This is a genomic window from Gillisia lutea (assembly GCF_021568705.1).
GTDB classification, from domain to species: Bacteria; Bacteroidota; Bacteroidia; order Flavobacteriales; family Flavobacteriaceae; genus Gillisia; species Gillisia lutea.
The window spans coordinates 177,137-203,827 of sequence record NZ_JAKGTH010000008.1 but is presented as its reverse complement, the minus strand read 5'-3'; the positions used below and the strand labels follow the sequence as shown (position 1 = coordinate 203,827).

At 36.6% G+C, this 26,691-nt stretch carries 21 protein-coding genes; 13 read left to right on the top strand and 8 right to left on the bottom strand.

All coding sequences use genetic code 11. The features are described from left to right. Positions 1-43: 43 nt before the first annotated feature. Both pfkA and L1I30_RS08075 read left to right on the top strand, forming a co-directional pair. Positions 44-1,030 (top strand): 6-phosphofructokinase, encoded by a 987-nt coding sequence (gene pfkA, locus L1I30_RS08080; protein ID WP_236133772.1) that lies wholly within the window; start codon positions 44-46, stop codon positions 1,028-1,030. Positions 1,031-1,032: 2 nt separating this feature from the next. Continuing rightward, complete coding sequence (locus L1I30_RS08075; RefSeq protein WP_236133771.1) at positions 1,033-1,395, top strand: methylglyoxal synthase; 363 nt, start codon at positions 1,033-1,035, stop codon at positions 1,393-1,395. On the opposite strand, the gene L1I30_RS08070 is transcribed toward L1I30_RS08075, so the two are convergent. Together L1I30_RS08070 and L1I30_RS08065 are read right to left on the bottom strand one after the other, a co-directional pair. After that, entirely contained in the window at positions 1,388-1,768 is a 381-nt protein-coding gene (locus L1I30_RS08070; RefSeq protein WP_236133770.1) for a RidA family protein, read from the bottom strand. The two genes, L1I30_RS08075 and L1I30_RS08070, sit on opposite strands and share 8 nt — an antisense overlap. Before the next feature lie 58 nt (positions 1,769-1,826). Beyond that, the gene (locus L1I30_RS08065; protein WP_236133769.1) at positions 1,827-4,505 is read right to left on the bottom strand and encodes a putative LPS assembly protein LptD; all 2,679 of its coding nucleotides are present in this window, start codon (positions 4,503-4,505) and stop codon (positions 1,827-1,829) included. A 180-nt stretch (positions 4,506-4,685) separates the two neighbouring features. Here L1I30_RS08065 and L1I30_RS08060 point away from each other — a divergent pair, with 180 nt between their 5' ends. The 7 genes from L1I30_RS08060 (at position 4,686) to bshA (ending at position 13,714) form a co-directional block, all read left to right on the top strand. Continuing rightward, on the top strand, positions 4,686-5,801 hold the full coding sequence (locus L1I30_RS08060; protein WP_236133768.1) for an N-acetylmuramoyl-L-alanine amidase family protein: 1,116 nt from the start codon (positions 4,686-4,688) through the stop codon (positions 5,799-5,801). A gap of 56 nt (positions 5,802-5,857) precedes the next feature. After that, on the top strand, positions 5,858-6,808 hold the full coding sequence (locus L1I30_RS08055; protein ID WP_236133767.1) for an MlaD family protein: 951 nt from the start codon (positions 5,858-5,860) through the stop codon (positions 6,806-6,808). A gap of 7 nt (positions 6,809-6,815) precedes the next feature. Continuing rightward, a complete protein-coding gene (locus L1I30_RS08050; RefSeq protein ID WP_236133766.1) occupies positions 6,816-8,156 on the top strand; it encodes a 4Fe-4S dicluster domain-containing protein in 1,341 nt (446 codons plus the stop codon). Positions 8,157-8,240: 84 nt separating this feature from the next. Next, the gene (locus L1I30_RS08045; RefSeq protein WP_236133765.1) at positions 8,241-9,032 is read left to right on the top strand and encodes a (Fe-S)-binding protein; all 792 of its coding nucleotides are present in this window, start codon (positions 8,241-8,243) and stop codon (positions 9,030-9,032) included. 119 nt (positions 9,033-9,151) lie between these two features. Next, positions 9,152-9,637: an ABC transporter ATPase gene (locus tag L1I30_RS08040; protein ID WP_236133764.1), complete on the top strand. Its 486-nt coding sequence runs from the start codon at positions 9,152-9,154 to the stop codon at positions 9,635-9,637. 6 nt (positions 9,638-9,643) lie between these two features. Beyond that, positions 9,644-12,568, top strand: coding sequence for a serine hydrolase domain-containing protein (locus tag L1I30_RS08035; protein WP_236133763.1), 2,925 nt, complete (start codon positions 9,644-9,646; stop codon positions 12,566-12,568). 3 nt (positions 12,569-12,571) lie between these two features. Then, on the top strand, positions 12,572-13,714 hold the full coding sequence (gene bshA / locus L1I30_RS08030) for an N-acetyl-alpha-D-glucosaminyl L-malate synthase BshA (protein ID WP_236133762.1): 1,143 nt from the start codon (positions 12,572-12,574) through the stop codon (positions 13,712-13,714). A 35-nt stretch (positions 13,715-13,749) separates the two neighbouring features. On the opposite strand, the gene L1I30_RS08025 is transcribed toward bshA, so the two are convergent. Then, the gene (locus L1I30_RS08025) at positions 13,750-14,247 is read right to left on the bottom strand and encodes a hypothetical protein (RefSeq protein WP_236133761.1); all 498 of its coding nucleotides are present in this window, start codon (positions 14,245-14,247) and stop codon (positions 13,750-13,752) included. A 142-nt stretch (positions 14,248-14,389) separates the two neighbouring features. On the opposite strand from L1I30_RS08025, the gene L1I30_RS08020 reads away from it, so the two are divergent. The 3 genes from L1I30_RS08020 (at position 14,390) to L1I30_RS08010 (ending at position 19,837) form a co-directional block, all read left to right on the top strand. Beyond that, entirely contained in the window at positions 14,390-17,305 is a 2,916-nt protein-coding gene (locus tag L1I30_RS08020; protein WP_236133760.1) for an FAD-binding and (Fe-S)-binding domain-containing protein, read from the top strand. 111 nt (positions 17,306-17,416) lie between these two features. Beyond that, positions 17,417-18,481 carry a chorismate synthase gene (gene aroC, locus L1I30_RS08015; protein ID WP_236133759.1) on the top strand — a complete coding sequence of 355 codons (1,065 nt, stop codon included), beginning with the start codon at positions 17,417-17,419 and terminating at the stop codon, positions 18,479-18,481. 24 nt (positions 18,482-18,505) lie between these two features. Next, on the top strand, positions 18,506-19,837 hold the full coding sequence (locus L1I30_RS08010; protein WP_236133758.1) for a dicarboxylate/amino acid:cation symporter: 1,332 nt from the start codon (positions 18,506-18,508) through the stop codon (positions 19,835-19,837). On the opposite strand, the gene L1I30_RS08005 is transcribed toward L1I30_RS08010, so the two are convergent. Continuing rightward, on the bottom strand, positions 19,821-20,261 hold the full coding sequence (locus L1I30_RS08005) for a thiol-disulfide oxidoreductase DCC family protein (protein WP_236133757.1): 441 nt from the start codon (positions 20,259-20,261) through the stop codon (positions 19,821-19,823). The genes L1I30_RS08010 and L1I30_RS08005 overlap by 17 nt on opposite strands. A gap of 4 nt (positions 20,262-20,265) precedes the next feature. Then, positions 20,266-22,452, bottom strand: coding sequence for an endonuclease MutS2 (locus tag L1I30_RS08000; RefSeq protein WP_236133756.1), 2,187 nt, complete (start codon positions 22,450-22,452; stop codon positions 20,266-20,268). A 47-nt stretch (positions 22,453-22,499) separates the two neighbouring features. Here L1I30_RS08000 and ung point away from each other — a divergent pair, with 47 nt between their 5' ends. Further along, a complete protein-coding gene (gene ung / locus L1I30_RS07995; protein ID WP_236133755.1) occupies positions 22,500-23,183 on the top strand; it encodes a uracil-DNA glycosylase in 684 nt (227 codons plus the stop codon). Here the strand turns inward: ung and L1I30_RS07990 are convergent. Genes L1I30_RS07990 through ppk1 form a run of 3 tightly spaced genes read right to left on the bottom strand, consistent with a single transcriptional unit; the run spans position 23,166 to position 26,672 of the window. Next, a complete protein-coding gene (locus L1I30_RS07990; RefSeq protein ID WP_236133754.1) occupies positions 23,166-23,759 on the bottom strand; it encodes a hypothetical protein in 594 nt (197 codons plus the stop codon). The genes ung and L1I30_RS07990 overlap by 18 nt on opposite strands. Positions 23,760-23,781: 22 nt before the next feature. Continuing rightward, on the bottom strand, positions 23,782-24,633 hold the full coding sequence (locus L1I30_RS07985) for a substrate-binding domain-containing protein (protein WP_236133753.1): 852 nt from the start codon (positions 24,631-24,633) through the stop codon (positions 23,782-23,784). A gap of 11 nt (positions 24,634-24,644) precedes the next feature. Next, entirely contained in the window at positions 24,645-26,672 is a 2,028-nt protein-coding gene (gene ppk1 / locus L1I30_RS07980) for a polyphosphate kinase 1 (protein ID WP_236133752.1), read from the bottom strand. Between the last annotated feature and the right edge of the window lie 19 nt (positions 26,673-26,691).

Sequence of the window (26,691 nt, the reverse complement as noted above, 5' to 3'; positions counted from 1 at the left end):
ATTTAAATGTAACTTCTTACATTTATCTTTCAAAGAAAAAAATATGGCAAAAAATATACGTAGAATAGGAGTTATGACATCAGGGGGAGATTCTCCAGGAATGAATGCTGCTATTAGGGCAGTTGCACGATCTTGTGCGTATTATAACATTGAGTGTATTGGTTTCTATAGAGGCTATCAAGGGATGATAGAAGGAGATTATGAGGAATTAAATGCCAGAAGTGTACGTAATATCATTACTCGCGGTGGAACTATTTTAAAATCTGCCCGTTCAAAAGAATTTATGACGAAGGAAGGGAGGCAGAAAGCAGCCGATGTTCTAAAAGAGGCTCAGGTGGATGCCATGGTACTTATTGGAGGGGATGGAACTTTTAGAGGAGGTAAAGCATTGAGTGCAGAGCATAATATCCCTATTATTGGAGTGCCGGGAACTATAGATAATGATATTTCAGGTACCAATTATACAATTGGATATGATACTGCCTTAAACACTGTGGTAGATGCAATAGATAAGATTCGTGATACGGCCAGTTCTCATAACCGATTATTCTTTGTGGAAGTAATGGGGCGAGATGCAGGTTTTATAGCGTTAAATAGTGGAATAGGAGCAGGAGCAGAAGAAATCCTGATCCCAGAGGAAGATCTGGGGTTGGAACGTTTATTAGATTCATTAGAACGCAGTAGACGATCGGGTAAAACATCCAGTATTGTTGTGGTTTCTGAAGGAGATAAAATTGGGAAGAACGTATTTGAGCTTGCAGAATACGTTAAAAAGAATTTACCCGATTATGATGCAAAAGTTACCGTATTAGGTCATATTCAGCGGGGGGGAAGTCCTTCCTGTTTTGATAGAGTGTTGGCAAGTAGGCTTTGTGTGAGAGCGGTAGAGTTGCTTCTTGATGGTAAGCAGGATCTTATGGTAGGATTTGTGAATAACAAAGTAGAAACCTGCACTTTGGATGAAGCACTACAATCCAAACACGAGATCAACAAAGATCTTTTAAGAATTTCTGATATTTTATCTACTTAATTATGAATATAGCAATAATAGCACACAACGGAAAAAAAGCCGAGATGGTACAATTCTTAAATGCCAATCAGGAAGCTTTACATGCCAAGGAGATCAATTTAGTGGCGACGGGAACAACTGGTTCTAAAGCCGAAGCAGCCGGGTTTGAGGTTAAAAAATTACTTTCGGGTCCTTTAGGAGGAGATGCGCAAATAGCCTCCCGGGTAGCCGAAGGACTGATAGATATGGTTATTTTTTTTAGAGATCCTTTAGATAAGCATCCGCACGAACCTGATATTTTTATGCTAATGCGTTTATGTGATGTGCACAATGTACCTATGGCTACCAATCCTGCTACTGCCGAGTTGCTTATAAAGGCTATTTAATTGCGATAGCACTTATCTCTACATTTACGTATTTCGGTAAGTTAGCTACTTCTACAGTTTCTCTTGCCGGTGCAGTTTCAGAATCAAAATACTGAGCGTACACTTCATTTATTTGAGCAAAATTTTCCATATCGCTAATAAAGATAGACGTCTTCACAACATTTTCAAAAGTCAGCTTAGCTTCTTCTAAGATGGCTTTCAAATTTTCCATTACCAATTCAGTTTCTTCCTTTATAGAGCCTTTCAGTAATTCTCCAGTTTTAGGGTCTAACGGAATTTGCCCGGAAATATATAAAGTGTTTCCTGCTAATATTGCTTGATTATATGGACCAATTGGCGCAGGAGCGTTTCGTGTATGGATGATTTTTTTCATAATTTATAGTTTTAAGGCGTATTAAAATATTGATTAATTATTTTAAATCATGGTCATTTTATAACCTTCTGTCCGGTTCCTTTCTTTTGTCGTATTTAATATCACTTAATACAGAAGATTTAATTCCAATAAAGAAATTCCAAGAGCTTCTGTCACTAAATGGTATCCAGTTAAAGCTCATTCTCCAGCTATCCAAATCACGTTGAAACCTTAACTGAGTATAAGTGAAACCTTGCTTTTTCAAATCAAATCCTGAGGATGCTCCTACGATCCATTTTGGAGAGAGTTCGACATCTCCTGAAAACATGATAGAATGAGAGGAAATTTCATTTTGTCTGGCAGAGTTATTATACGTCATAGTATAAGCTACTCTTACATCCCAAGGAATACTGTAGTTGTACCACTCATTATCTTTCTTTTCATCTTTATTTTTCTCGAAAGCATCTTCATCTTCGTATAAACTACCATCCAAATTAGGAGCTTTTCCAAAGAGATCATCAGGCCTACCTCCATTTCTAAAGGTTTCGTCATCCATCTTATCTTTATCTTCCTCGTCGCCACCTTTTTCAAAATCTTTATTGGAAAAGGAATATCCAAAACTAACATTCGCGGCAGTAAACCTGAACAGGCTTCCTCCATTGTTAATGTTTAGTTTATTAATCTTTTGATTGTTATTGTCTAGGGCATAGATATCCAGATTAGCAGAAAGATTGACATCTAATTTATTTTGAATTACAGGAACACTACCGCGCAAGGAAATTGGAGATAATCTAAAATCTCCCTCCTTAGCTGCTAAATTATAAGCAGTACTCATACTGAAGTTATTAAGAAGCGTAATTTTTTTAGGTTCTACCGCAGTACTATCCCTATCTCTTACTTTTGCTTCTAAGGTATTACTGATGGATAATCCAAGCGAACTAGAGAATAGTCTCCCCGGTGCGCCGAAGAGCGATCCTTGAAAACGGGTGTAATCTACTATGCGATTTAAGCTTGGGTCCAGATCATTCACGACTTCATATTGATCATAATACTGATCGAAAGCAGGGTTGTAGCTATAACTTATAGATGGACGCATAACATGGCGAATAGCTTGTATTTTCTTGTCTTTTCCAAAATTTACCATTCCATAAACCGTGGTTCCTAAACTTGCATTGAAATTATAGGTTCTATATGAATCAAAACCTTTAATGGTATCTACGACTTCTTTTTTGGTAATAGGATCATATGATCTGTCGAATGTTTTAAATACCCAATTTTCTTGATAGTTGGCACTGGTACTTGCACTTAGGTATTTAAAGATCTTAAAATTAGTAGATAAAGGAATGGTATGTTGAGCACCAAAGTTAGCATCTCTAAACATTTGAGAAGTAAAAAATAATGAATCGGTAGTATTTATCCTGTTCTCTCCTCTAAAATTGTATTGTAAATTGATGTTCTCAATCAATCCTTTTTTAGCTCCCAATTTAGGTGCTAATGGATAAATCCTTCCAATACTTGCCTGTACCGTTGGTAAGGTCATATTAATTTGCTGGGTTCGAGTATTTTGGGAATGGGTAGCAGCAATACTTAAATTTACTTGCGGATCGCCTTGAAATGTCTTTGAATAAGAAACAGAAGAACTCAACGTATTGTTCAGGAAGTTTGCCGAATTAGTTTGGTTGATAGATTCCTGATAATAATTACTACTACCTAAGTTAACAGAGGCTGAAAACCGAGAGCTTGGGTTGGCTTTTCCATCTTGAGAATGTGACCATCTAAGGTTGTAAACCGACCGTTTAGAGAAATCGGGAAAACCGGGCTCACTATCAAATAAGTTCTCGTAGCGAAAACTTAAGTTTCCTCTAAATTTATACCGCACGGCATAGCTGGATTCCAGTCTAAGTCCGTAGCTACCATTGGTATAATAATCACCTAAGGCTAACAAATCAACATAATCACTTATGGCAAAATAATATCCCCCGTTTTGCAGAAAGTACCCCCGAGCATTAGTTTGCCCAAATGACGGAATTATGAATCCAGATGTTTGCTCGTCGGTTAGCGGGAAATATCCGAAAGGCAAACCTAAGGGAGTAGGGACATCTGCGATGTACATATTCACCAAACCGGTAACGATCTTTTTATTAGGAACGAATTTTATTCTTCTGGCATAGAAAAAATAATCGGGATCCAATTCATTTTCAGAAGTTGTAAAACGCACATTCTTCATGAAATACACCGAATCATTTTCTCTTTTTGTTACCTCTCCTCGAACCTTGAATGCACCTTGTTCAGTTCGTGAATTATATACCAAAGCTTTTTTAGTGTCAAAATTAAAGCGAATAGAATCTGGTCTCACGGTATTTTCGGCTTGGGTAAAAATAGGTTTCTGAGAATAGGCTCCTGTGGAATCGGGTATTCCGTAGGCATAAATTTCATTTTTCTCGTTGTCCATTACAATAAGTCCGGCGGTAATTACCATATCCTCATAGGTAACCTGAGCCTGATCGTAGAGATACATCCGGTTTTCCTTACGGCTTAGGCGCATGTAATCTTCCGCTTCATAAGTTACCACATCGCTTAAAAGAGATGATTTGGTTTTCAAAGTATCGGTCTTTATGGTGTCTTGAACTACGAGTCTGTTAGCAGGAGTTAGGGAATCGGCAACATTGGACACAATACTGTCCTTTTCAGCTTCAATGTTTACCTCGCCTTGGGGTTTTCTTTCCTGAGCCATTGCAATTGTTGATGCCAAAAGCATAAAAACTATCGAAAAAAGAATGTGATGTGAGTTTGTCCGCAATGCTATAAGTGCTATTTTTGTCAAGAATGGCTTGCTTTTTGAATGGTCAAAATTACATATATTTTTTTAGCTTCCTTTTGGGAAAATGAAAAAATAAGTCATTAAAATAATAGCCCTTAATTTATCGTTAATATATTTATGAGAACGAATTTACCTAAACTTTTAGTATTACTCGCAGTAACATTGGTTTTAACCTCTTCCAGTCCTGCAAAATATGATCCAATTAAATCGCAATTCGTAGTGGTTTTAGATGCGGGTCATGGTGGCAAAGACCCTGGAAATAGGGGAGGTGGATTCGAGGAAAAAGATATTGCTCTTAATATTATATTGAAAGTGGGGAAAGAACTTCAAAAAAACCCCAATATAAAGGTAATATATACCCGAAGTACCGATGTGTTTATTCCTTTAGACAAGAGGGCGCAAATTGCAAATGATGCGAAGGCAGATCTTTTTGTGTCAGTTCATTGTAATGCCCATAATTCTCAAGCTTATGGTACCGAAACTTTTGTATTGGGGCTGCATAGAAATCAAGCTAACTTTGAAGTTGCCAAACGTGAAAATTCTGTAATTTTCTTAGAAGAGGACTATCATGTTACTTATGACGGTTTTGATCCAAATTCTCCAGAATCGTATATTGGGATGACTATTATGCAGGAGGAATACTTAGATCAAAGTATCCTGCTGGCCGATTTTGTTCAGAAGAAATTTACGAGAGAATTAAAACGAAATGACAGAGGTGTGAAACAAGCCGGGTTTTTAGTATTAAGACAAACCTATATGCCAAGTGTTTTAATAGAAACCGGTTTTCTTACCAATACCAGTGAAGGAGCCTTTTTAAATAGCAATAGCGGACAAGAGAAGATGGCCGATGCTATTTATAGTGCAATCAACGATTATAGTCATAGCATCAATTTAGCTGTTCTTGAGAATTTGGAAAAGAACTCTTCTCCAAAGATCGCTACTCAAACTGTGTTAGACGATAATTTTGAAGATATCACCTTTAAAGTGCAATTAGCCGCCAGCTCAAGAAAATTAGAGCCAAGATCTTCTAATTTTAAAGGGCTTACTCCTGTGTTCAGGGAACAGGAAGGTAAATTGTATAAATATTACTTCGGGGCAACTACCAGTTATTCGCAAATAAATCAACTACATAGCGAAGCTAAATCTAAAGGATACAAGAGTAGTTATGTGGTAGCCTTTAAGGGAGGCGAAAAGATTACAGTTAATGAGGCGTTAAAATCACAGGGTAAATAGGGGTACTTTCCTATATTTATTTCTAAATTTGTACGTACTATTAAAAATAAGAACTTTTGAAATATACTAGAGAGGTTAAGACTGGCATACTAGCAATTATTGCAATTGCAATTTTAATTTTCGGATACAGTTTTCTTAAAGGCAAAAACCTCTTAGATTCAAGTAGAAACTTCCACGCTATTTATGCTGACGTTGAAGGGCTTTCACCTTCATCGGCAGTCACTATTAACGGTTTAAAGGTCGGGCAAATTACTTCTATAGATTTTCTGGATAAAACAGGACTTCTATTAGTAACCTTTACCGTAGACAGCGATTTTCAATTTTCAAAGAATAGTTTAGCTCAAATCTATGGAGGTGGGTTAATTGGAGGAAAATCGCTCGCTATTGTACCAGATTATGAGAATAAACTAATGGCGAAATCTGGTGATACGCTACCAAGTGATATTGAAGAAGGTATCATGGAGCTGGTAAATGAGCGTTTAACACCACTGCAAGTAAAAGTAGAACGCGTAATAGTAAGTGCAGATTCTTTACTTACTTCTTTCAATCAGGTGTTAAACCCTGAAACAAGGAATAATCTACAAAGTACTTTTAATGATCTAGCCGAAACGGTACGTTCGTTTAAAGGAACCGCCAATTCTTTAAATAACATTGTTGAAGGGAATTCAGCCAAATTGGATAGAACTTTTACTAACTTAGATGAGATGTCGGGGAATTTTAATAAATTTTCAGACACGCTGGCGCAGGTTGATCTAAGTGGAATGAGTAGAGATCTTGAAAAGATTATTGCTGATTTTGAGCAGGTGTCTAATAATTTATCCAGTGGGAAAGGAACCGCAGGGAAATTATTGACAGATGATAAGGTTTATGATAATTTAGATCGTGCTACCAAGCAAATGGAGCAACTGCTACAAGATATTAAATTGAATCCTAAAAGATATGTACACTTCTCTGTATTTGGAAAATCACCGGGTTCGTATCAACCGCCTAAGGATTCTCTAAAATAAATTACATATGCAACTTATTGCTCAAATTGCTTTTTTGATCGTCCTTGTGGCGGGAATAGCTTTTTTTACAAGAAACATACGCCGAGTTATTCGTAATATTAAACTTGGTAAAAAGATAGATCGTACCGATAATCCCGGAGAACGTTTTGCTAAAATGGCAAGAATTGCTTTAGGACAGTCTAAAATGGTAAAAAAGCCACTGGCAGGAGCCTTACATATCATTGTATATGTAGGTTTTATCATTATTAATATTGAAGTTTTAGAGATTATCATCGATGGTATTTTTGGAACACATAGAATTCTTTCATTTTTAGGTGGAGGTTATAATTTTTTAATTGGCGCTTTTGAAATACTGGCTTTTCTGGTTTTACTTGGGGTAATTATTTTTTGGTTCCGAAGAAATGTTACCAATATTTATAGATTTTTAGGGAACGAACTTAAAGGATGGCCTAAAAACGACGCCAATTATATTTTGTATTTTGAAATGGTATTGATGATTTTGTTCTTGGTAATGAACGGAGCCGATTATCAATTACAATTAAATGGTGCAGAACATTATAGCCATGCCGGAGGAATTATTGGTTCTTTTCCAATAAGTCAGTTTCTTTCTCCTTGGTTCGAGAATTTTAGCGATTCCAGTCTTATTATGGTAGAAAGAGCCGCCTGGTGGTTGCACATTGTTGGAATACTCTTTTTCCTTAACTACTTATATTATTCAAAACATCTACATATTATGTTGGCGTTTCCGAATGTTTATTTTTCAAAACTTACTCCAATGGGGCAATTTGATAATTTACAATCGGTGACCGATGAAGTGATGTTGATGATGGATCCTGATGCCGATCCATACGCGGTCCCTGCAGAAGATGCTACAGTGGAAGAACCTGCGAAGTTTGGAGCTTCGGATGTAATGGATCTAAATCAGGTTCAGTTATTAAATTCATATACCTGTACCGAATGTGGTAGATGTACTGCAGAATGTCCTGCAAATCAAACCGGAAAAAAACTTTCACCCCGTAAGATCATGATGGATACCAGAGATCGTTTGGAAGAAGTTGGAGAAATTATCAATAAGAAAGGAAAGTTTGAAGATGATGGGAAGCAGCTATTGGATGATTATATTTTAAGAGAAGAACTATGGGCATGTACAAGTTGTAATGCTTGCGTAGAAGCTTGCCCGGTAGGTATCGATCCATTATCTATTATCTTAGACATGAGACGATATTTGGTAATGGAACAGAGTGCTGCTCCTAATGAACTTAGTATTGCTATGACTAACATTGAGAATAATGGTGCTCCCTGGCCATATAATCAGATGGATAGATTAAATTGGGCTGAAGAAAAATAGTATTAAAGTAATAGTTTAATAAGTCTTAATTAAGTTGTTTAAAACCAAAAGATAAGACTTGTTTAAATTTTTAAAACATATAAAATGGCAGAAGCGATTAAAGTTCCCACAATGGCTGAATATATGGCTGAAGGAAAAAGACCCGAAGTGTTGTTTTGGGTTGGATGTGCCGGAAGTTTTGATGATAGAGCTAAAAGAATTACCAAAGCATTTGTAAAATTATTACATTCAGCAAAGGTGGATTTTGCCGTTCTGGGTACCGAAGAAAGCTGCACAGGAGATCCAGCTAAACGTGCCGGAAATGAGTTTTTGTTTCAAATGCAAGCCGTGACAAATATTGAAGTTTTGAATGGCTATGAGATAAAAAAGGTGGTTACTGCCTGTCCTCATTGTTTCAATACTTTAAAAAATGAATATCCTGCGCTTGGCGGGAATTATGAGGTTATGCATCATACTACTTTTTTAAAGTCTCTTTTGGAAGAAGGAAGGCTGAAAGTAGAAGGAGGTAAATTTAAGGGGAAGCGCATTACTTTTCATGACCCTTGTTACTTGGGAAGAGCAAATAATGTTTATGAAGCTCCAAGAGATCTATTAAGAAAATTGGAAGTCGAGCTTGTTGAAATGCGTAAATGCAAGAAGAACGGATTGTGTTGTGGAGCTGGAGGCGGACAAATGTTTAAGGAGCCTGAGCCGGGTAATAAAGACGTAAATGTTGAACGTACCGAGCAGGCCATGGAAGTGAAACCGGAAATTATAGCTGCGGGATGTCCCTTTTGTAATACCATGATGACAGACGGGGTTAAAATCAAGAATCAGGAAGATAAAATAGAGGTGATGGATGTTGCGGAAATGATTGCAAATGCTCACGATCTTTAAGAAATTTCAATTTGTAAGTTTAACGTTTTTATAAGCGTTAAACTTGCGAATTAACTAGCACTATATTTGAAGCTACGCCTAATATGAAGTAGCTTTGTGAAAACATAATATAATTAGAAATGCTAGTAGCTTTTGATATCTTGCCTGAGACTTCCCGTGTATGGATTTACCAGGCCAATAGATCTTTTTCAGATCAAGAACTTCAGGAAATAAAATCCAAAACAGAAGAATTCCTTACCCAATGGACAGCCCATGGTGCTAATTTACAGGCATCATTCGAAATTAGATATAATCGTTTCATAATTATTGCTTTAGATCAGGAATTGAATGCAGCAACCGGGTGTTCTATAGATGCTTCCGTACGATTCATCCAGCAGTTAGAAAAAGATTATAATGTTGATCTACTAGATAAAATGAATGTAAGCTATAAGCAGGGAGAATTTGTTGCTTATAAGGCGCTTACAGATTTTAGAAAAATGGCTAAAGATAAGGCTGTTTCTCCAAAGACAATCGTTTTCAATAACTTGGTAACCAATAAAGCGCAATATCTTTCCGATTGGGAAGTACCGGCCTCAGAGAGCTGGCACAGTCGCTTTTTAAAATAGGTTTAAATGAAATCTACCCGATTTTATTTTATTATAATATTCACTCTCTTTATAACTTTCCATACTTCCGTTTTTGCTCAGCGAGATCCCTTAATTACCAGGGATGCAAAGCAACAACGGGTATGGGTGGATAGTATCTATAATGCTATGAGCTTGGAAGAAAAGGTTGGCCAATTGTTTATGGTAGACATCTTTTCTAATAAACCAGGAGCAGAAACCGATAAGGTGCGAAATCTTATTAAAGATTACCATATTGGAGGAGTTATTTTTTCCAAAGGTGGTCCGCAGCAGCAAGCTAAACTTAATAATGAATTTCAGGAGCTGGCAAAAACTCCATTATTGATAGGAATGGATGCTGAATGGGGATTGGCCATGCGTTTAGATTCTACCTTTTCTATTCCATGGAATATGACCCTGGGCGCAGTTCAAAGCCCTGAACTTGTAGAACAGGCCGGCGCAGCTATATCTCGAAACTCTAAACGCTTAGGTGTACATATTAATTTTGCTCCTGTTGTTGATATCAATACCAACCCAAATAATCCAATTATTGGGAATAGATCTTTTGGGGAAGATAAATTTAATGTTTCTCAAAAAGCGCTTGCGTTTATGAAAGGCATGCATAGTGAGGGAATTCTTTCCAGCGCAAAGCATTTTCCCGGACATGGCGATACAAAATCTGATTCCCATAAAAAGCTACCCATTATTTCATTTTCTGCAAAACGATTGGATAGCATTGAATTCTACCCCTTTAAGGAACTGATTAAAAATGGGGTTTCCAGTGTTATGGTAGCTCATTTAAATGTTCCTGGACTAGAGGATAAAGATGATCTTCCTTCTTCACTTTCTAAGACCATAGTCACTGATATTCTTCAAGATAGACTTAAATTTAGAGGATTGATCTTTACTGATGCTTTAAATATGAAAGGAGCCTCTAATTATAAAAATCCGGGAGAGATAGATCTGGCTGCTTTTCTGGCTGGTAATGATGTTTTATTGATTTCAGAAGATGTTCCAAAAGCTTCAGAAAAGATAATCGAGGCTTATAAAAAAAATATAATTACAGAAGAACGATTGGCGCATTCTGTAAGAAAGATACTTTTTGCCAAATACAAAGCGGGTTTAGAAAACTTTAAACCGGTTGATACCACAAATTTGATCCAGGATTTAAACACGTTGAGAGATAAGGTCTTGTATGACGACCTTGTAGAAAATGCCATAACGCTTATTAAGAACAATCAGGGAGAATTGCCGATAAAGGATCTTGCTTCCAATGTGGCTTATATTAATTTTGGAGATGATGATGGAGCTCCCTTTTACCATCAGTTATCTAAATATACTCATGTAGACTGGGTAAAAGCAAATACCTTAGAGGACCTTCTTGTAAAGTTAAAGGCCTACGATAAGGTAATTATAGGGTATCACAAATCAAATAATTCCCCCTGGTCTTCATATAAATTCAGCAATAATGAGATAAATTGGATCTACGAAATAGCAAAGAACAATCACACTATTTTAGATATATTCACCCGACCTTATGCCTTGTTGGAGCTTAATTCTACCAGTAATTTTGAAAGTATAATTATAAGTTATCAAAATAGTGTATCAGCCCAAGAGAAGTCGGCGCAATTAATATTTGGAGCTGTAGGTGCAAAAGGGAAATTGCCAGTTAGCTTGGGTTCAGAATTCCCTGTAGGAACCGGTTATTACACAAGCACTTTAAACAGATTGTCTTATGGAATCCCGGAATCTGTAGGAATGAATTCTTATAAGCTTCAAAAGATAGATTCCCTGATCGATTTGGCTATAAATGATAAAATGACCCCCGGATTGCAGGTTGTAATAGCAAGAAAAGGCAAGGTGATCTTTCAGCGAAATGCCGGCTATCAAACCTATGAAAAATTAAGACCTGTAACCGATACCACCTTGTATGACCTAGCTTCTCTTACCAAGATCACTGCAACTCTGCCTCTTATTATGGAGTTGGAGGAAAAGGGTGTTATAAATTTTGATACGAAACTAGGTGAGTTGATACCTTTCTTTAAAGGGTCTAATAAAGCGAATATACGTTTACAGGATATGTTACTACATTATGCCCGTTTAAAGCCATGGCTTCCATTTTATGTACCTACCATAGATAAAAAAACAAAATTACCTTCGCAATTATATTACAGAGATATTCCTAGCCCGGGATTTACAAGCCTAGTAGCTAATAATATGTATATTAGAAATGATATCAACGATTCTATCATGAATATTATAAAGCAAAGTCCTCTGGAAAGAAAGCTTAGCTACAAGTACTCCGACCTACCTTTTTATATTATGAAGTACTATTTAGAATCTTATTATAAATCTTCTCTGGCAACTATTACTCAGGAGCATTTTTATGAATCTTTAGGGGCAAATTACACAACCTATCTTCCTCGGGAGAAATTCGACATATTTCAAATAGCTCCTACAGAAGAAGATAAGTTATGGCGAAAACAGCAGGTACATGGCTTTGTGCATGATCAGGGCGCGGCTATGCAAGGTGGAATTGGAGGGCATGCCGGATTGTTTAGTAATGCTAACGATGTTACTAAAATAATGCAACTCTATTTAAATGGTGGTACTTATGGAGGGAAGCGTTATCTTGAAGAAAAAACACTGGACAAGTTCAACACCTGTTATTATTGTGAAGACAATGTAAGGAGAGGGGTAGGTTTCGACAAACCTCAATTGGGTGAGCTTGGGCCAACCTGTGGATGTGTGTCCTTATCTAGTTTTGGTCATACCGGTTTTACAGGAACGTTCGCTTGGGCCGACCCGGAAAGGGAAATTGTTTATGTATTCTTGGCAAATAGAACTTATCCTGATGTAAATAACAGGAAGCTTATTAGAGAAGATATTCGTTCAGAGATACAGAGCATCATTTACGAATCTATAGATTTTTAAAATATGAAAATAGGAGTGGTGTGCTATCCTACTTTTGGTGGTAGTGGAGTAGTTGCAACCGAATTAGGAATGGCCTTATCTAAAAGAGGTCATGAAATTCATTTTATTACCTATAAACAACCGGTTAGGCTTGAGCAATTAACCGGAAATATTCGATTTCATGAGGTTAATGTTCCCGAATATCCACTGTTTCATTTTCAGCCATACGAGCTGGCTCTAAGCAGTAAGCTCGTAAATATGGTTAAACTACATAAAATAGAGCTTTTACATGTTCATTATGCCATACCTCACGCTTATGCGGCCTATATGGCGAAGAAAATGTTAGAAGAAGAAGGTATACATATTCCAATTGTAACCACTTTACATGGTACAGACATTACCCTTGTGGGAAATCATCCTTTTTACAAGCCGGCTGTAACTTTTAGTATTAATAATAGTGATGTGGTAACTTCAGTTTCCCAAAGTTTAAAGGAGGATACTTTGCGCTTTTTTAAAATTACTAAAGAAATTGATGTCGTTCCAAATTTTATTGACGTTTCAAAATATCAAAAATTCCATACCGACTGTGAACGTTCTCTAATGGCTGATGATGATGAACGAATAATTACACATATCAGTAATTTTAGGCCTGTAAAGCGAATTGATGATGTTATTAAAATATTTCACGTTATTCAAAAGAAGATAAAGGCGAAGCTGATGATGGTGGGAGAAGGTCCCGAGAAAGAAAAGGCCGAGGAGCTGGTGATAGAATTAGGTATAGAAGATAAGGTTATTTTTTTGGGACAAAGTAATGAAATTGATAAGATTCTTTGTTTTTCAGATCTCTTTTTATTGCCTTCAGAAAAGGAAAGCTTTGGTTTAGCGGCTTTAGAAGCAATGGTAAATGCAGTCCCTGTTATAGCTACAAATAGCGGTGGTATTCCTGAAGTTATTGAACATGGTGTTTCCGGGTATTTAAGCGATATAGGAAATGTGGAAGAAATGGGTAATTATGGAATTTCTATTTTAGAAGATGAAGTAAATCTTATTAAGTTTAAAGTGAATGCTAAAGATAGGGCTAAGAAATTTGATATTGAAAAGATCGTACCTCAATATGAAGCTTTGTATGAGCGTGCACTTTCAACAATAAAAAAAGAGGCTTTATAGCTAAAGCCTCTTTTTTTATAATTAATTTCTAATGATTAGAACCTATATCTAATTCCTAAAGCGATATCAGGAGTAATATCATCAACCACATCGTAATCATTAAATCCTGCTTCTGGTCTTAAGTCTAAAGATAATTGTAAAGGAATATCAAAATTATATTCAATACCTATATCTCCCGCAACAAGTAAATAAGTTCCATCATTACCTCTAAACCCATCTCTTCTGTTATCTTCTACGCTAGCTACACCCGCTCCGGCACCTACATACCAGTTAAAACCACCATCAATATTCCATACCCATTGGTATAATCCTACAAGTTTAATAGCATCATAATTGTTATTATCATTTCTCCAACCCAGATCAAATTCCAATCTGTTGTTATTTGTACCTACGGCTCTCTGGTAAGAAACCTCGGCTCCGGTTGCGTTACTTCCACCTAACCTTAACCCTATTGCATTTTCTGAAATAGTTTGAGCGTTCACCGCTACGGTGGTTCCAAGAGCAAAAATCGCTAATAAGAATATTTTTTTCATTCTAATATCATTTATAGTTATTGTTAAAGCAAATTTAAATGTTAAAATCAAATACAGAACGGCATTCAAGCCAATGTATTGTTAATAATCATTAAAAAATCTGTTAAGGATATTTTGAATAAAATTGTATTTTGGTCTGCTTATGGAGGAAAAATTATTACAACTCGGTCAAGCACTTTCTGGTGAACTCTTACTGGATAATTTACATAAAAGTATTTATGCAACTGATGCTTCGGTATATAGAGAAATACCAATGGCAGTTTGCTATCCTAAGGATGAAGCAGATTTAAAACTATTAATAAATTTCGCACAGGAAAATACTGTTGGTCTAATTCCAAGGACAGCGGGAACCTCTTTAGCGGGGCAATGTGTTGGGAGCGGTATAGTAGTAGATGTTTCCAGATATTTTTCCAAAATAATCAGGATAGATCCTGAAAAGCGTATCGCTATTGTACAACCGGGAATTATACGTGATGACTTAAATAGAGAGTTGTTACAATTCGGACTTTTCTTTGGCCCCAATACCTCCACTTCTAATAGATGCATGATAGGTGGGATGGTTGGAAACAATTCTAGCGGCTCAACTTCCATTAAATATGGAACCACTCGTGATAAAGTTTTAGGTTTGAAAACCTTATTGAGTGATGGGAGTGAAGCTGAATTTTCTAGTATTTCTAAAACTGGATTCCAAGATAAATTGCTAAAAACAACCTTAGAAGGGAAAATATATAATAAGCTTCATAATTTACTTTCTCCAAAAGAGGTGCAGCAGGAAATAGAAAGTAATTTTCCTATAGCCTCCATTCATAGAAGAAATACGGGTTATGCTGTAGATTCTTTGATCTCTACAGAAGTATTTACCAACACCGAAAAACCATTTAATCTATGTGAGCTATTAGCGGGAAGTGAAGGAACATTAGCTTTTACTACCGAGATCACTCTGCAATTAGATAAATTACCTCCCAAATATACCGCCATGGTTGCGGCTCATTTCACCTCTATAGAAAATTGTATGCTTGCCGTTGTTCCTTCCATGGAAAGTGATCTTTATACCTGTGAGATGATGGATAAAATCATCTTGGATTGTACAAAACAGAGTTTGAAATATATTGAGAATCGCTTTTTTATTGAAGATGATCCTGCGGCGATCCTAATGTTAGAACTGCGTTCTGAAACAAAAGAAAACCTTATACAGCAAGTAGAAAAGCTATTAGAGAGATTAAAAAACACCAATTTAACCTATGCCTTACCGGTTTTATGGGATGAGCAAATCGATCAGGCTTTAGAACTACGCAAAGCTGGTTTAGGTTTACTGGGAAATATTGTTGGAGATAAAAAGGCTGTGGCGTGTATTGAAGATACTGCTGTAGCAATACCCGATCTTGCCGATTATATTTCTGAATTTTCACAGATCATGAAGAATTATGGGCAAGATGCTGTGTATTATGCACATGCAGGTGCTGGTGAACTTCACTTACGCCCGATTTTAAATTTAAAAAAGGAAGCCGATGTCAAGTTATTCAGACAAATAACTACTGATGTCGCAGAACTGGTTAAGAAATACCGTGGTTCTATGAGCGGAGAACACGGGGACGGCCGCCTTAGAGCCGAATTTATTGAATACATGATAGGTTCAAAAAATTATGAACTGCTAAAGGAGGTAAAATATATTTTTGATCCTAATAATATCTTTAATCCGGGTAAAATTGTAGATGCGCCAGCTATGGATACTTCACTACGATATGTTCCGGAACGAGAAGAACCCCAACCGGAAACCCTAATGGATTTCTCCGATTCTCAAGGAATACTTCGTTTAGCCGAAAAATGTAACGGAAGTGGGGATTGTAGAAAATCGGTAGAATCTGGAGGAACGATGTGCCCAAGTTATCGCGCTACCAAACATGAGAAGGATACCACCAGGGCGAGAGCTAATGCGTTACGGGAATTTCTTACAAATTCTGATAAACCCAATAAGTTCGATCATGATGAATTAAAAGAGGTATTCGACTTATGTATAAGCTGTAAAGGCTGTAAAAGTGAATGTCCTTCTAATGTAGATGTCGCGGCTCTTAAAGCTGAATTTCTTTATCAGAATCAAAAAGCGAATGGTAAATCTTTGCGTAGTTCGGCGTTTGCTAACAACGGCAAGATGAATAAAATAGCTTCCAATATTCCCGGAATTGCGAATTTCATGTTTACGAATTCTTTTACTTCAGCAATAGCCAAAAAGATCATGGGCGTAGCACCCGAACGAAGCTTGCCAAAACTTTCTAAAGTTTCATTGAAATCTTATTATCAGAAGAATAAGTTGCATTTACAGGTGGAAAATCCCATTAAAAAAGTGTTCTTTTTTAATGATGAATTCACCAATTTTCTGGATGCACAAATTGGGATTGATGCATTGGAGTTATTGAGTAAGCTAAACTATCAGGTAGAAATAATAGATCATCCCGAAAGTGGAAGAAGTCATATTTCTAAAGGTTTTCTGGAAGAAGCAAAGGTTCTGGCTGACAAGAACATTGAATTATTTAAAGATATCGTTTCGGAAGAGAGTCCGTTACTGGGAGTAGAACCCTCAGCTATTTTAAGTTTTAGAGATGAATATTTGCGTTTGGCCAATAATGCTTCGGAAGCGAAACAACTGGCAAAGAACTGCTTGATAATTGAAGAATTCTTGAAAAAGGAAATAGCATTGGGAAACATCAAGCCAGAATCCTTTACTTCCGAAGAAAGAACTGTAAAGATTCATGCGCATTGCCACCAAAAGGCTTTGTCAAATTCTGCTACAACCTTCGATGTTCTCAATTTACCAGAGAATTATAAAGTAACAATTATCAGTTCCGGTTGCTGTGGAATGGCTGGTTCTTTTGGTTACGAGAAAGAGCATTATGAAATTAGCATGAATATAGGAGAACAAAGTTTGTTTCCAGCCGTTAGAAAAAGTTCTTTAAATACCATAATCGCGGCCAATGGAACTAGTTGCAGACATCAAATTCATGATGGCACAAAAAGGGAAGCCAAACATCCTGTTTCTATTTTGCTCGAGGCTCTCATTTAAAGAAAACAGCTAATAAAGCTTTTAAATTATCAAAAAAGTCTAAATCATATTAAATAGGTTTAGATTTTTAAATATGTAGTTAAAAAATTACATTTGTTCAAAATCGAATTTATGGCTGGAAACACCTTCGGAACAGTATTTAAACTTACCACTTTTGGGGAATCTCATGGAGTTGCCATTGGAGGTGTAATAGACGGGTGTCCAGCTGGAATTTCACTTGATCTTGATAAAATTCAAGAAGAACTTGATAAGCGAAGACCTGGTCAATCGGCTATAGTTACTCAAAGAAAAGAACCCGATACAGTAGAGTTCCTTTCCGGAATTTTTGAAGGGAAAACTACGGGTACTCCTATAGGTTTTACCATTAAGAATGCCAATCAAAAATCTAAGGATTATTCACATATAAAAGATTCTTACAGGCCTTCTCATGCCGATTATACATATGATGAAAAGTATGGAGTTCGCGACTATCGAGGTGGCGGTCGCTCTTCAGCCAGAGAAACCGCATGTAGGGTAGTGGGGGGAGCAATAGCTAAACAGCTGCTACCACAAATATCAATAACCGCCTATACTGCATCGGTGGGGCATATAAAATTAGATAAGGAATACAAGGATATCGATTTCAGTTTAATTGAATCGAACCCGGTACGTTGTCCTGATACTGCTTCCGCAGATAAAATGGAAGCTTACATACGAGAAATTAGAGCTCAGGGGGATACCGTAGGTGGTACTGTGCAATGTGTGATCAAAAATGTGCCTAAAGGTCTGGGAGAACCAGTGTTCGACCGTTTACATGCGCAACTCGGGAAAGCGATGCTTTCTATAAATGCTGTAAAAGGATTTGAATATGGTAGTGGTTTTGAAGGAACTGCTATGAAAGGAAGTGACCACAACGATCTTTTCAACACCGATGGCTCTACAAGAACCAATCTGAGTGGAGGTATTCAAGGGGGCATTTCAAACGGAATGGATATTTACTTTAACGTTGCTTTTAAACCAGTAGCCACTATAATGCAAAAGCAGCAAACAATTAATTCTAAAGGAGAAGAAGTGGAGATGGTTGGAAAAGGGAGACATGATCCTTGTGTAGTTCCAAGAGCTGTACCCATAGTAGAAGCAATGGCTGCTTTAGTATTAGCCGATTTCTGGCTATTAAACAAACTTTCTAGAATATAACAAAAAAATACTTGATATAGAGATATGAAAAAATTAGCGCTGCACTGGCAGATTTTATTGGGAATGTTAACTGGGGTTCTTTTTGCACTTATCCTAACCAATTTTAGTTGGGGAGCCGATTTTGTAAGTGACTGGATAAAACCATTTGGAAACATCTTCATTAATGCCCTAAAACTAATTGCAGTTCCGCTGATTTTAGCATCACTTATAAAAGGGATTTCCGATCTAAAGGATATTTCGAAGTTATCCCAGATGGGTACCCGAACTATTCTTACCTATATTATTACTACCGTTATTGCTGTTTCCATTGGTCTAGGTATGGTAAATCTCATTAAACCTGGGAGTGCCATTAGTGAAGAAACCAGAAATGATCTTATTACCAGTTATGAAGGTGATGCTTCTGTTAGAATCGCCGATGCACAAAGGCAGAAGGACGCAGGTCCACTTCAGGCTTTAGAAGATATCGTGCCGAGTAATATCTTTGATGCGGCCAGTGATAATGGCAATATGTTGCAGGTAATTTTCTTTGCTATATTCTTTGGAATAGGACTTATACTTATTCCTGAAAAAACTTCAAAACCGGTAAAAGACTTTTTTGATGGCTTTAATGAAGTTATTCTGAAAATGATAGATATTATTATGCTGGCAGCGCCATATGGGGTGTTTGCATTATTAGCAGCTTTGGTGGTGGAGTCTCCCAGCACCGATCTCTTTGCTGCTCTTGCTATGTATGCCTTAACCGTTATTGTTGGATTGGCCCTTATGATGGGCTTCTATATTTTAATTGTATGGATTTTCACAAAAAACAAACCAGGATTCTTTCTTAATGGTATTTCTCCAGCACAGTTATTGGCATTTTCAACCAGTTCGAGTGCAGCAACCTTACCTGTTACCATGGAACGCGTGGAAGAACATTTAGGGGTTCACAAAGAAGTTGCCAGTTTTGTGCTGCCAATTGGTGCAACCATTAATATGGACGGAACAAGTTTATATCAGGCTGTAGCGGCTGTTTTTATTGCACAGGCCTTTGGTATAGATTTGAGTATTGGGGCGCAATTAGGAATTATTGTAACTGCAACTTTAGCCTCCATTGGTTCCGCTGCAGTTCCTGGAGCCGGAATGGTGATGTTGGTAATTGTATTGGCGCAGGCCGGAATTCCTGAAGCAGGATTGGCCTTAATATTTGCTGTAGACAGACCATTAGATATGTGTAGAACAACAGTAAATGTTACCGGAGATGCTGCAGTGTCAATGTTAGTTGCAAAATCTGTAGATAAATTAGGACCTCCTAACGTAAAGGACTGGGATGATAACTATCCAGCAGAAAAAACACAAGTTGTTAATCAAGAAATTTAGACTTTAATTCGGGAGAAGGAATCATGCAAGATTCCTTTTTTCCGAACCATTTATAGCGATTCTTAGCTATAACATCATAAACCCCGTCTCTTAGAACCTCGGGAAGGAATAAGAAATGTTTTAACCAGGAATATCCACCTGTTAGATCTTTTGCTATTTCTAAAGCCGCTGTAGATTTTTGATAATACGCAACTCCTGGGTCTATCATAACAATAGAATCAATACTTGTGGGATCTATATGCCGTTCCTGCATAAGGTGCTTTCCAATTTCACTTTGTAAAGAGGCAAAAACGAAAGTGTCTCCCTTATCATGTTCAATAACATAATTAACAGCATTATTGCAAAGATTGCACACTCCGTCAAAAAGAATGATCTTCTTATCTTTTGGAATAGTATGTATCATTTCAAGAGAAGTTGTCTCCATAATTCTATTTCTTTTTAACTGCTTGTACCAGTTCTAATTGATCTAATGAAACATTAGTGGTAAACATACCGTAATTTACAATAGCTTTTCCCTTTTCAATAGCATCTATAGAGCCTACTGCTTTTCCATCTTCCAGTCGAACTCTATCTCCAATTTTTAAATTAGCTTTTGGTTTATTTTCTTCAATTTTCTTTTTGATTTCTTCTTTCTTCTTTTCCTCTTTTTTGCGTTGCCTAATGACTTCTACAGTTTTTTCCGCTTCCGCAAGCACTTTTTTCTCCTTCAGTTTTTTGATCTTGATTTGTTTGGCTGACTCTTTCTTTCGTTTTGAATTTTCAATTTCTACGATCTTTAAGAATTCGCCAATCAGTTCTTTCTTCTGTTTATTAACAAAATATTTTTCGCTAATATCATTGATCTTCTGACCTAAATAAATAAGCCGCTGATTGCTATCAAATAATTCCTGATAGCTCTCCAGTTTTTGCTGAACTTTGGTATTTACTTCTTCAAGTTTCTCTTTTTGCTGAGCCGTTTTTAACTCTTTATTTTTTAAAGCGTCGGTTGTCTTTTGAAGTTTACTACGCTCTTTTTGCAAATCGGCAATACTTTTATCAAAGCGAATCTTTCCTCGCTCCACTTTTTTCTTGGAACGATTGATAAGGCTATATGGGATACCATTTTTTTGTGCTACTTCAAATGTAAAGGAACTTCCGGCTTCTCCTAGATTTAATTTGAACAATGGTTCTAAGGTTCTCGAATCGAACATCATATTTGCATTGGTCATATTAGGAAGTTCATTCGCTAGCATTTTCAGGTTAGTATAATGCGTAGTTAGAATTCCAAAGGCCTCTCGCTCATAGAATACTTCCAAAAATGTTTCTGCCAATGCTCCCCCAAGTTCAGGGTCACTTCCGGTTCCAAATTCATCTATTAAGAATAAAGTCTTATCGTCGCATTTCTTCAAGAAATAATTCATGTTCTTAAGGCGATAGCTATAAGTACTTAAATGATTTTCAATGGATTGATTGTCACCAATATCGGTAAGTATCTTGTTGAAAAGGCACATTCGGCTGTATTCATGCACCGGAATGAGAATTCCACTTTGCAGCATGATTTGTAAAAGTCCGACGGTTTTAAGCGTAATACTTTTACCCCCGGCATTTGGACCGCTAATTACAATAATTCGATTATCCGTGGCTAATTTTATACTTTGTGGATAGGTTTTATCTCCTGTTTTCTTATTGTTCCTGTATAATAAGGGATGGTAGGCATTTATTAAGTGTAACTCCCTTTCTTTCGTTATTTTGGGTAGAATCCCATTGATCTCTCTGGCATATTTAGCTTTTGCGGCTATTACATCAATATCACTTAACAGTTGTTGATATTTCTCTAAAAGCTCTCGATAAGGCCTTAAAAAATCGCTTAATTCTTTTAATATGCGGTTAACTTCCTCTTTTTCTTCATACTCTAACCCATTGAGTTCTCTGGTATGAGTTTGAGTAGCCTCCGGTTGAATATAGACGATACTTCCGGTTTTAGAGCTCCCGAGAATACCACCTTTCACTTTTTTGCGATACATGGCCTTTACTGCAAGTACCCTAATGTTCTCTACAACGCTTTCCCTAATTTCATCTAGATACCCGTATTCGTTGTATCTTGACAACGCAGTGGTAAAACTGGAATTGATCTTTCCTTTTACAGCATTCATTGAACGCCTGATATTTAACAAAAGGGGAGAGGCTTCATCTTTTACTTCTCCAAACCTATCAATTATTTGATCGATCCTTTCATTAATGATTTTGGTGTATTCTACTTCTTCAGTAGTTTCAAATAGGGAAGGATAAAGTTCTTTGAATTTATAGAAAAATCGAATTTGAGTATTAGCCGTTTCAGCGAGGCTGGTAATCTTTCTAAAACCACCCAGTTCTAATATGGCATTCTCGATGCCGAGCATCTTTATCTCTTTGTGGATACTGTCAAATCCATGATTTGGAATTCTGCTTTCCTGTTGATAGGAGCTTAGATATTCCTGGGTTTGATGCAATCCGAAGAGTGCTTCTGAAGGTTTGGTATATGGTACAATTTCCAGTGCTTTTTCAATTCCCATTGTGGTAATGCACAATTCACTAATTTGTTTACAAACACTTGGAAATTCTAGATCTAACAGGCTTTTTGCGGCAATTTTTATCATACTAATTTTTCCCTACTTTTGGGTGGTACAAATTTACAGAAATTATAATGAAGGTCAATATCCATCCCTCTTGGAAAAAAGAATTAACCGATGAATTAAATAAGACTTATTTTAATGATCTGAACGATTTTGTGACTTCAGAATACCAAGATACAAGTTGTTATCCTCCCGAAAACTTGATTTTTGAAGCTTTTAACAGAACAAATTTCGATGATGTTAAAGTGGTTATAATTGGACAAGACCCTTATCATGGTCCTAATCAGGCTCATGGCTTGTGTTTTTCGGTTAATGAGGAAGTAACTATTCCACCTTCACTAATAAATATTTATAAAGAGTTACATAACGATCTAGGTATAGAAATTCCTTCAACAGGGAATTTGCATTCGTGGGCAGATCAAGGTGTATTGCTTTTAAACGCGGTACTTTCGGTTAGGGCCGGACAGGCAGGGTCTCATAAAAAAAAGGGTTGGGAAAAGTTTACCGATAAGGTTATAGAGCTTATTTCAAAAGAAAAAGAGCATGTGGTTTTTTTACTGTGGGGTGGTTATGCGAAAAAGAAAGGAGCCAAAATTGACTCCTCTAAACATCTTATTCTAACCACTGGACATCCTTCTCCTTTAAGTGCTAACAGGGGTTTATGGTTTGGAAATAAACATTTCAGTAAGACCAATGCTTATCTTGAGGCACATGGAAAAGAACCTATTAACTGGCAGTTAGAATCTGTATCCTAAGTTTGCGCTAAATTGCCCAACTATGGTTGGAGAATCAGAGTTGAAAAGGTTTCGTCCAATTCCTGTGCTAAGATCAAAGACAAAACCTTGCTTAGAAACGAACTTTCCTCCTAAACCAAAACCTAAAGCAAAATCGGTATATTTTTTATCGGAATCTATTTCGGTGTAATAACCTCCTCCATTACCATCATCTACGTATATATAATCATCGTTATCATATTCACCGCTGGATAACATTCCTAAGCCATTTACATAGAATCCCCAGGCGCTTCTGTCGCTAAAGAAATATTTAAATTTTCCGGTTAAGGAGAAATCTCTGGAATAAGCTTCAGCTACATCTTCATTTTCACGATTAAGAGCTTTTACAAAACCTTCAATAGCCCAGCTACTATTAGGGTTTATAATTCTTTCATAAGTAATATCCAGTGCTCCAAACGCAACCAAGTTGAGCGCTCCAATACTCAATTCGTTCTTGGTGATATCTCGTTTATAAATGGTTTTGGTCTCTGAGGTAGTTTCTTGGGAAAAGCAGGCAATAGAACTGGTTAATAGGACTGCAAGAAGTAGTTTTTTCATCAAATGGATTTAAATTTAGAATCTACAAATTATAAATTAATTTTGAAGTGTCTACAGTACGCGGAATTAATTTTAGATCGAATAAAGTTTTTTGAACCGTTTCTAAGTCCTCTTTCGAAATTTGATTCTGGCTCCATGATGTAAGCTCCAGCCATTTATTAATATCTTCAGGTCTCTGTTCATAACGTGTCGCAAGAACTTCTTGTATATTCGGAATCTCTTTAAAACTGGCACTTTTAGCATTTACAACCCCTAACATTTTTCTGATCTCATGCGAATGATCATGTAAGATTTCTTCACGTGCCGCTACTACAAAACAAGGCCAGGGGGTTGGGCAATCTGCCACTCTTCTAAAAACACCTTTATCTACCAATGGTTTGGTTGTAAAATGTTCCCACATGAAATATTGAGCTTTATCCAAACTCAAAGCATTTACCGCAGAATTAATGTCTCCTACAATTTCAAATTGAAGTTTTGAAACATCCCATCCTTGATTTTGAGCATTTACATACGCCATCAAATGAGATCCTGATCCCATCCGACTGATAGCAGCTTTGGTTGTTTCCAGGTTTTCTAAAGATTTATATTTTGAGTCCTGAGCAACATGAATTCCCCATATTAAAGGAGATTCAATATAGGTTTGAATAATTGATGAAGGATTACCGGCTATAATATCCTTAACAATGCCTTCAGTAAGAATAATGGCAACATCTATTTCGTTATTTCTAAGAGCAGCATTCATGGCCCCGGTACCTCCTGGAAAATCTATCCATTCAATATTAAGATGTTCATATTCAAAATCTCCTTCTTCTATACATAAATGCCAGGGAAGATTAAAATGTTCCGGAACTCCGCCTACTCTTATTGTTTTCATACCGTGTGTTTTTATTTTAAATATTCATAGATCTCATATTGAGAACGAATCTTTTTTTCTCCGGCTTTCTGCTTAACGTAATAATTATTTTCTTCGCTATCCTGTATTCTCGCTTTTACATTATCACTCAGCTGAATATGTAAAATATCCTTGAATTCCTGAGCGATATCTTCATCCAGAATAGGGGAGATCACTTCAATTCTTCGATCTAAATTACGCGTCATCCAGTCGGCGCTTCCAAAATATATCTTTTCATCTCCACCATTCTCAAATAAATAGATCCTTCCATGCTCCAGAAACCTATCTACGATACTGGTAATGTAAATGTTTTCACTAAGCCCTTCAATTCCCGGTACTAAGCAGGTAAATCCGCGAATTAATAAATGGATCTTAACTCCCGCATTGCTGGCTTTGTATAGCCATTCAATGATTTCGGGATCTTCCAAACTGTTCATTTTAGCTGTAATCTTAGCTTCTTTACCATCCATCGCGTTGCTAATTTCGTTCATAATTAGCTTAGTGAAATTGATGCGAGTGGAGAAAGGTGAAATGAATAAATGCTTTTCTCGAGGAATAATAAGCTTACCTTCTAAGACATTAAAAATTCGGGAAAGTTCTTTTGTAATATGTTTATTGGCAGTAAAGATGGCATGATCTCCGTAAATCTTGGAAGTTTTACTATTAAAATTCCCGGTACCTATATAAGCATAATTAATCATTTCATCTCCCTCTCTACGTTCAATCATCATTATTTTGGAATGAACTTTAATCTTCGGATAGCTGTAGATTACGGTGGCGCCTTTTTCCTGAAATTTTCTTCCCCAAATTATATTATTCTCTTCATCAAAGCGGGCTTTGGCTTCTACAAAAACGGTGAGATTCTTACCATTGTCTAATGCCTTTAATAGGCTTGAGGTTAGCTTAGATTCATCTGCAACCCTATAAAGTGAGATCTTTATTGTTTCCACCTGTGGATCATTCGCCGCTTGATCTAAAAAAGTCTCTACATATGAAAAGGACATGTATGGAAAATGAACAGACTGATCTTTTTTTGCGATTACCTTAAAGTAGTCAGGTGCACCGTCTAACTCTTTATGTTTTATAGGAAGTAAAGGTTTATAATGAAGATCCTTGTTATTCGTAGGATCAGGAAAAGAAAAGAAATCACTGAAATTATGATATTTCCCTCCGGGCATCATATCGATCTTGCCCAAATTTAGAAGGTGGCGTAATCTTTTCTGAGTGTCTTTGGGCATTGCTGCATCATAAAGCAGGCGGGTGGGTTGTCCATCAGTTCGTTGTGCCAAAGATTCATAAATCTTTTCTGCTAATACCCCGTTAAATTCATCTTCAATATATAACTCGGCGTCTCTGGATAATTTAATCTCATAGATTCCTGAAATTTCCTCTTTTGGAAATAATACAGAAAGTTGATTTCGTATGATGTCATCCAAATATGTGATCACGTTATTATTGAAAGAAACGAACCTGCCGCAGATATCACTTGGGATATTTACAATTCCTAAATGATCAGAATTAGTGAATTGAATGGCAAAGTATAGGGTGTTGTTTTCAAGGAATAATTCCGAATCTATTGAAAGGTCGATTACCTGAGGTTTGATGTGCGCCTTTATTTCATTTACAAAAACATCATTAACATAGTTCTGTTGTGCCGCATTATAATGATCGGAATCTATTAAATGGATTCCATTCTTTGCGAGTTCAGGAACTATTTGGCTATTATATATCTCACCAAATTTTTGTTGTTGTTCTTTTATTTCTGATAAGATCTCTTTGGTGATCTTGTTAGGGCGGAGTGCAAGTTTTTTACGAATGCTTTTCTCCACCCGTTTCATTTGTCTCAATTGAGATACCCGTACGCGAAAATATTCATCTAAATTAGAAGAGAAGATCGCTAAAAACTTTATGCGTTCATATAGCGGGTTTATGGGATCTTCTGCTTCTTGCAAAACTCGTTCATTGAAACTCAACCAATTTAAATCGCGATGTTTCAAACGAATTTCCGTAGGTAATAACATATATTTAATATTTCCTCAA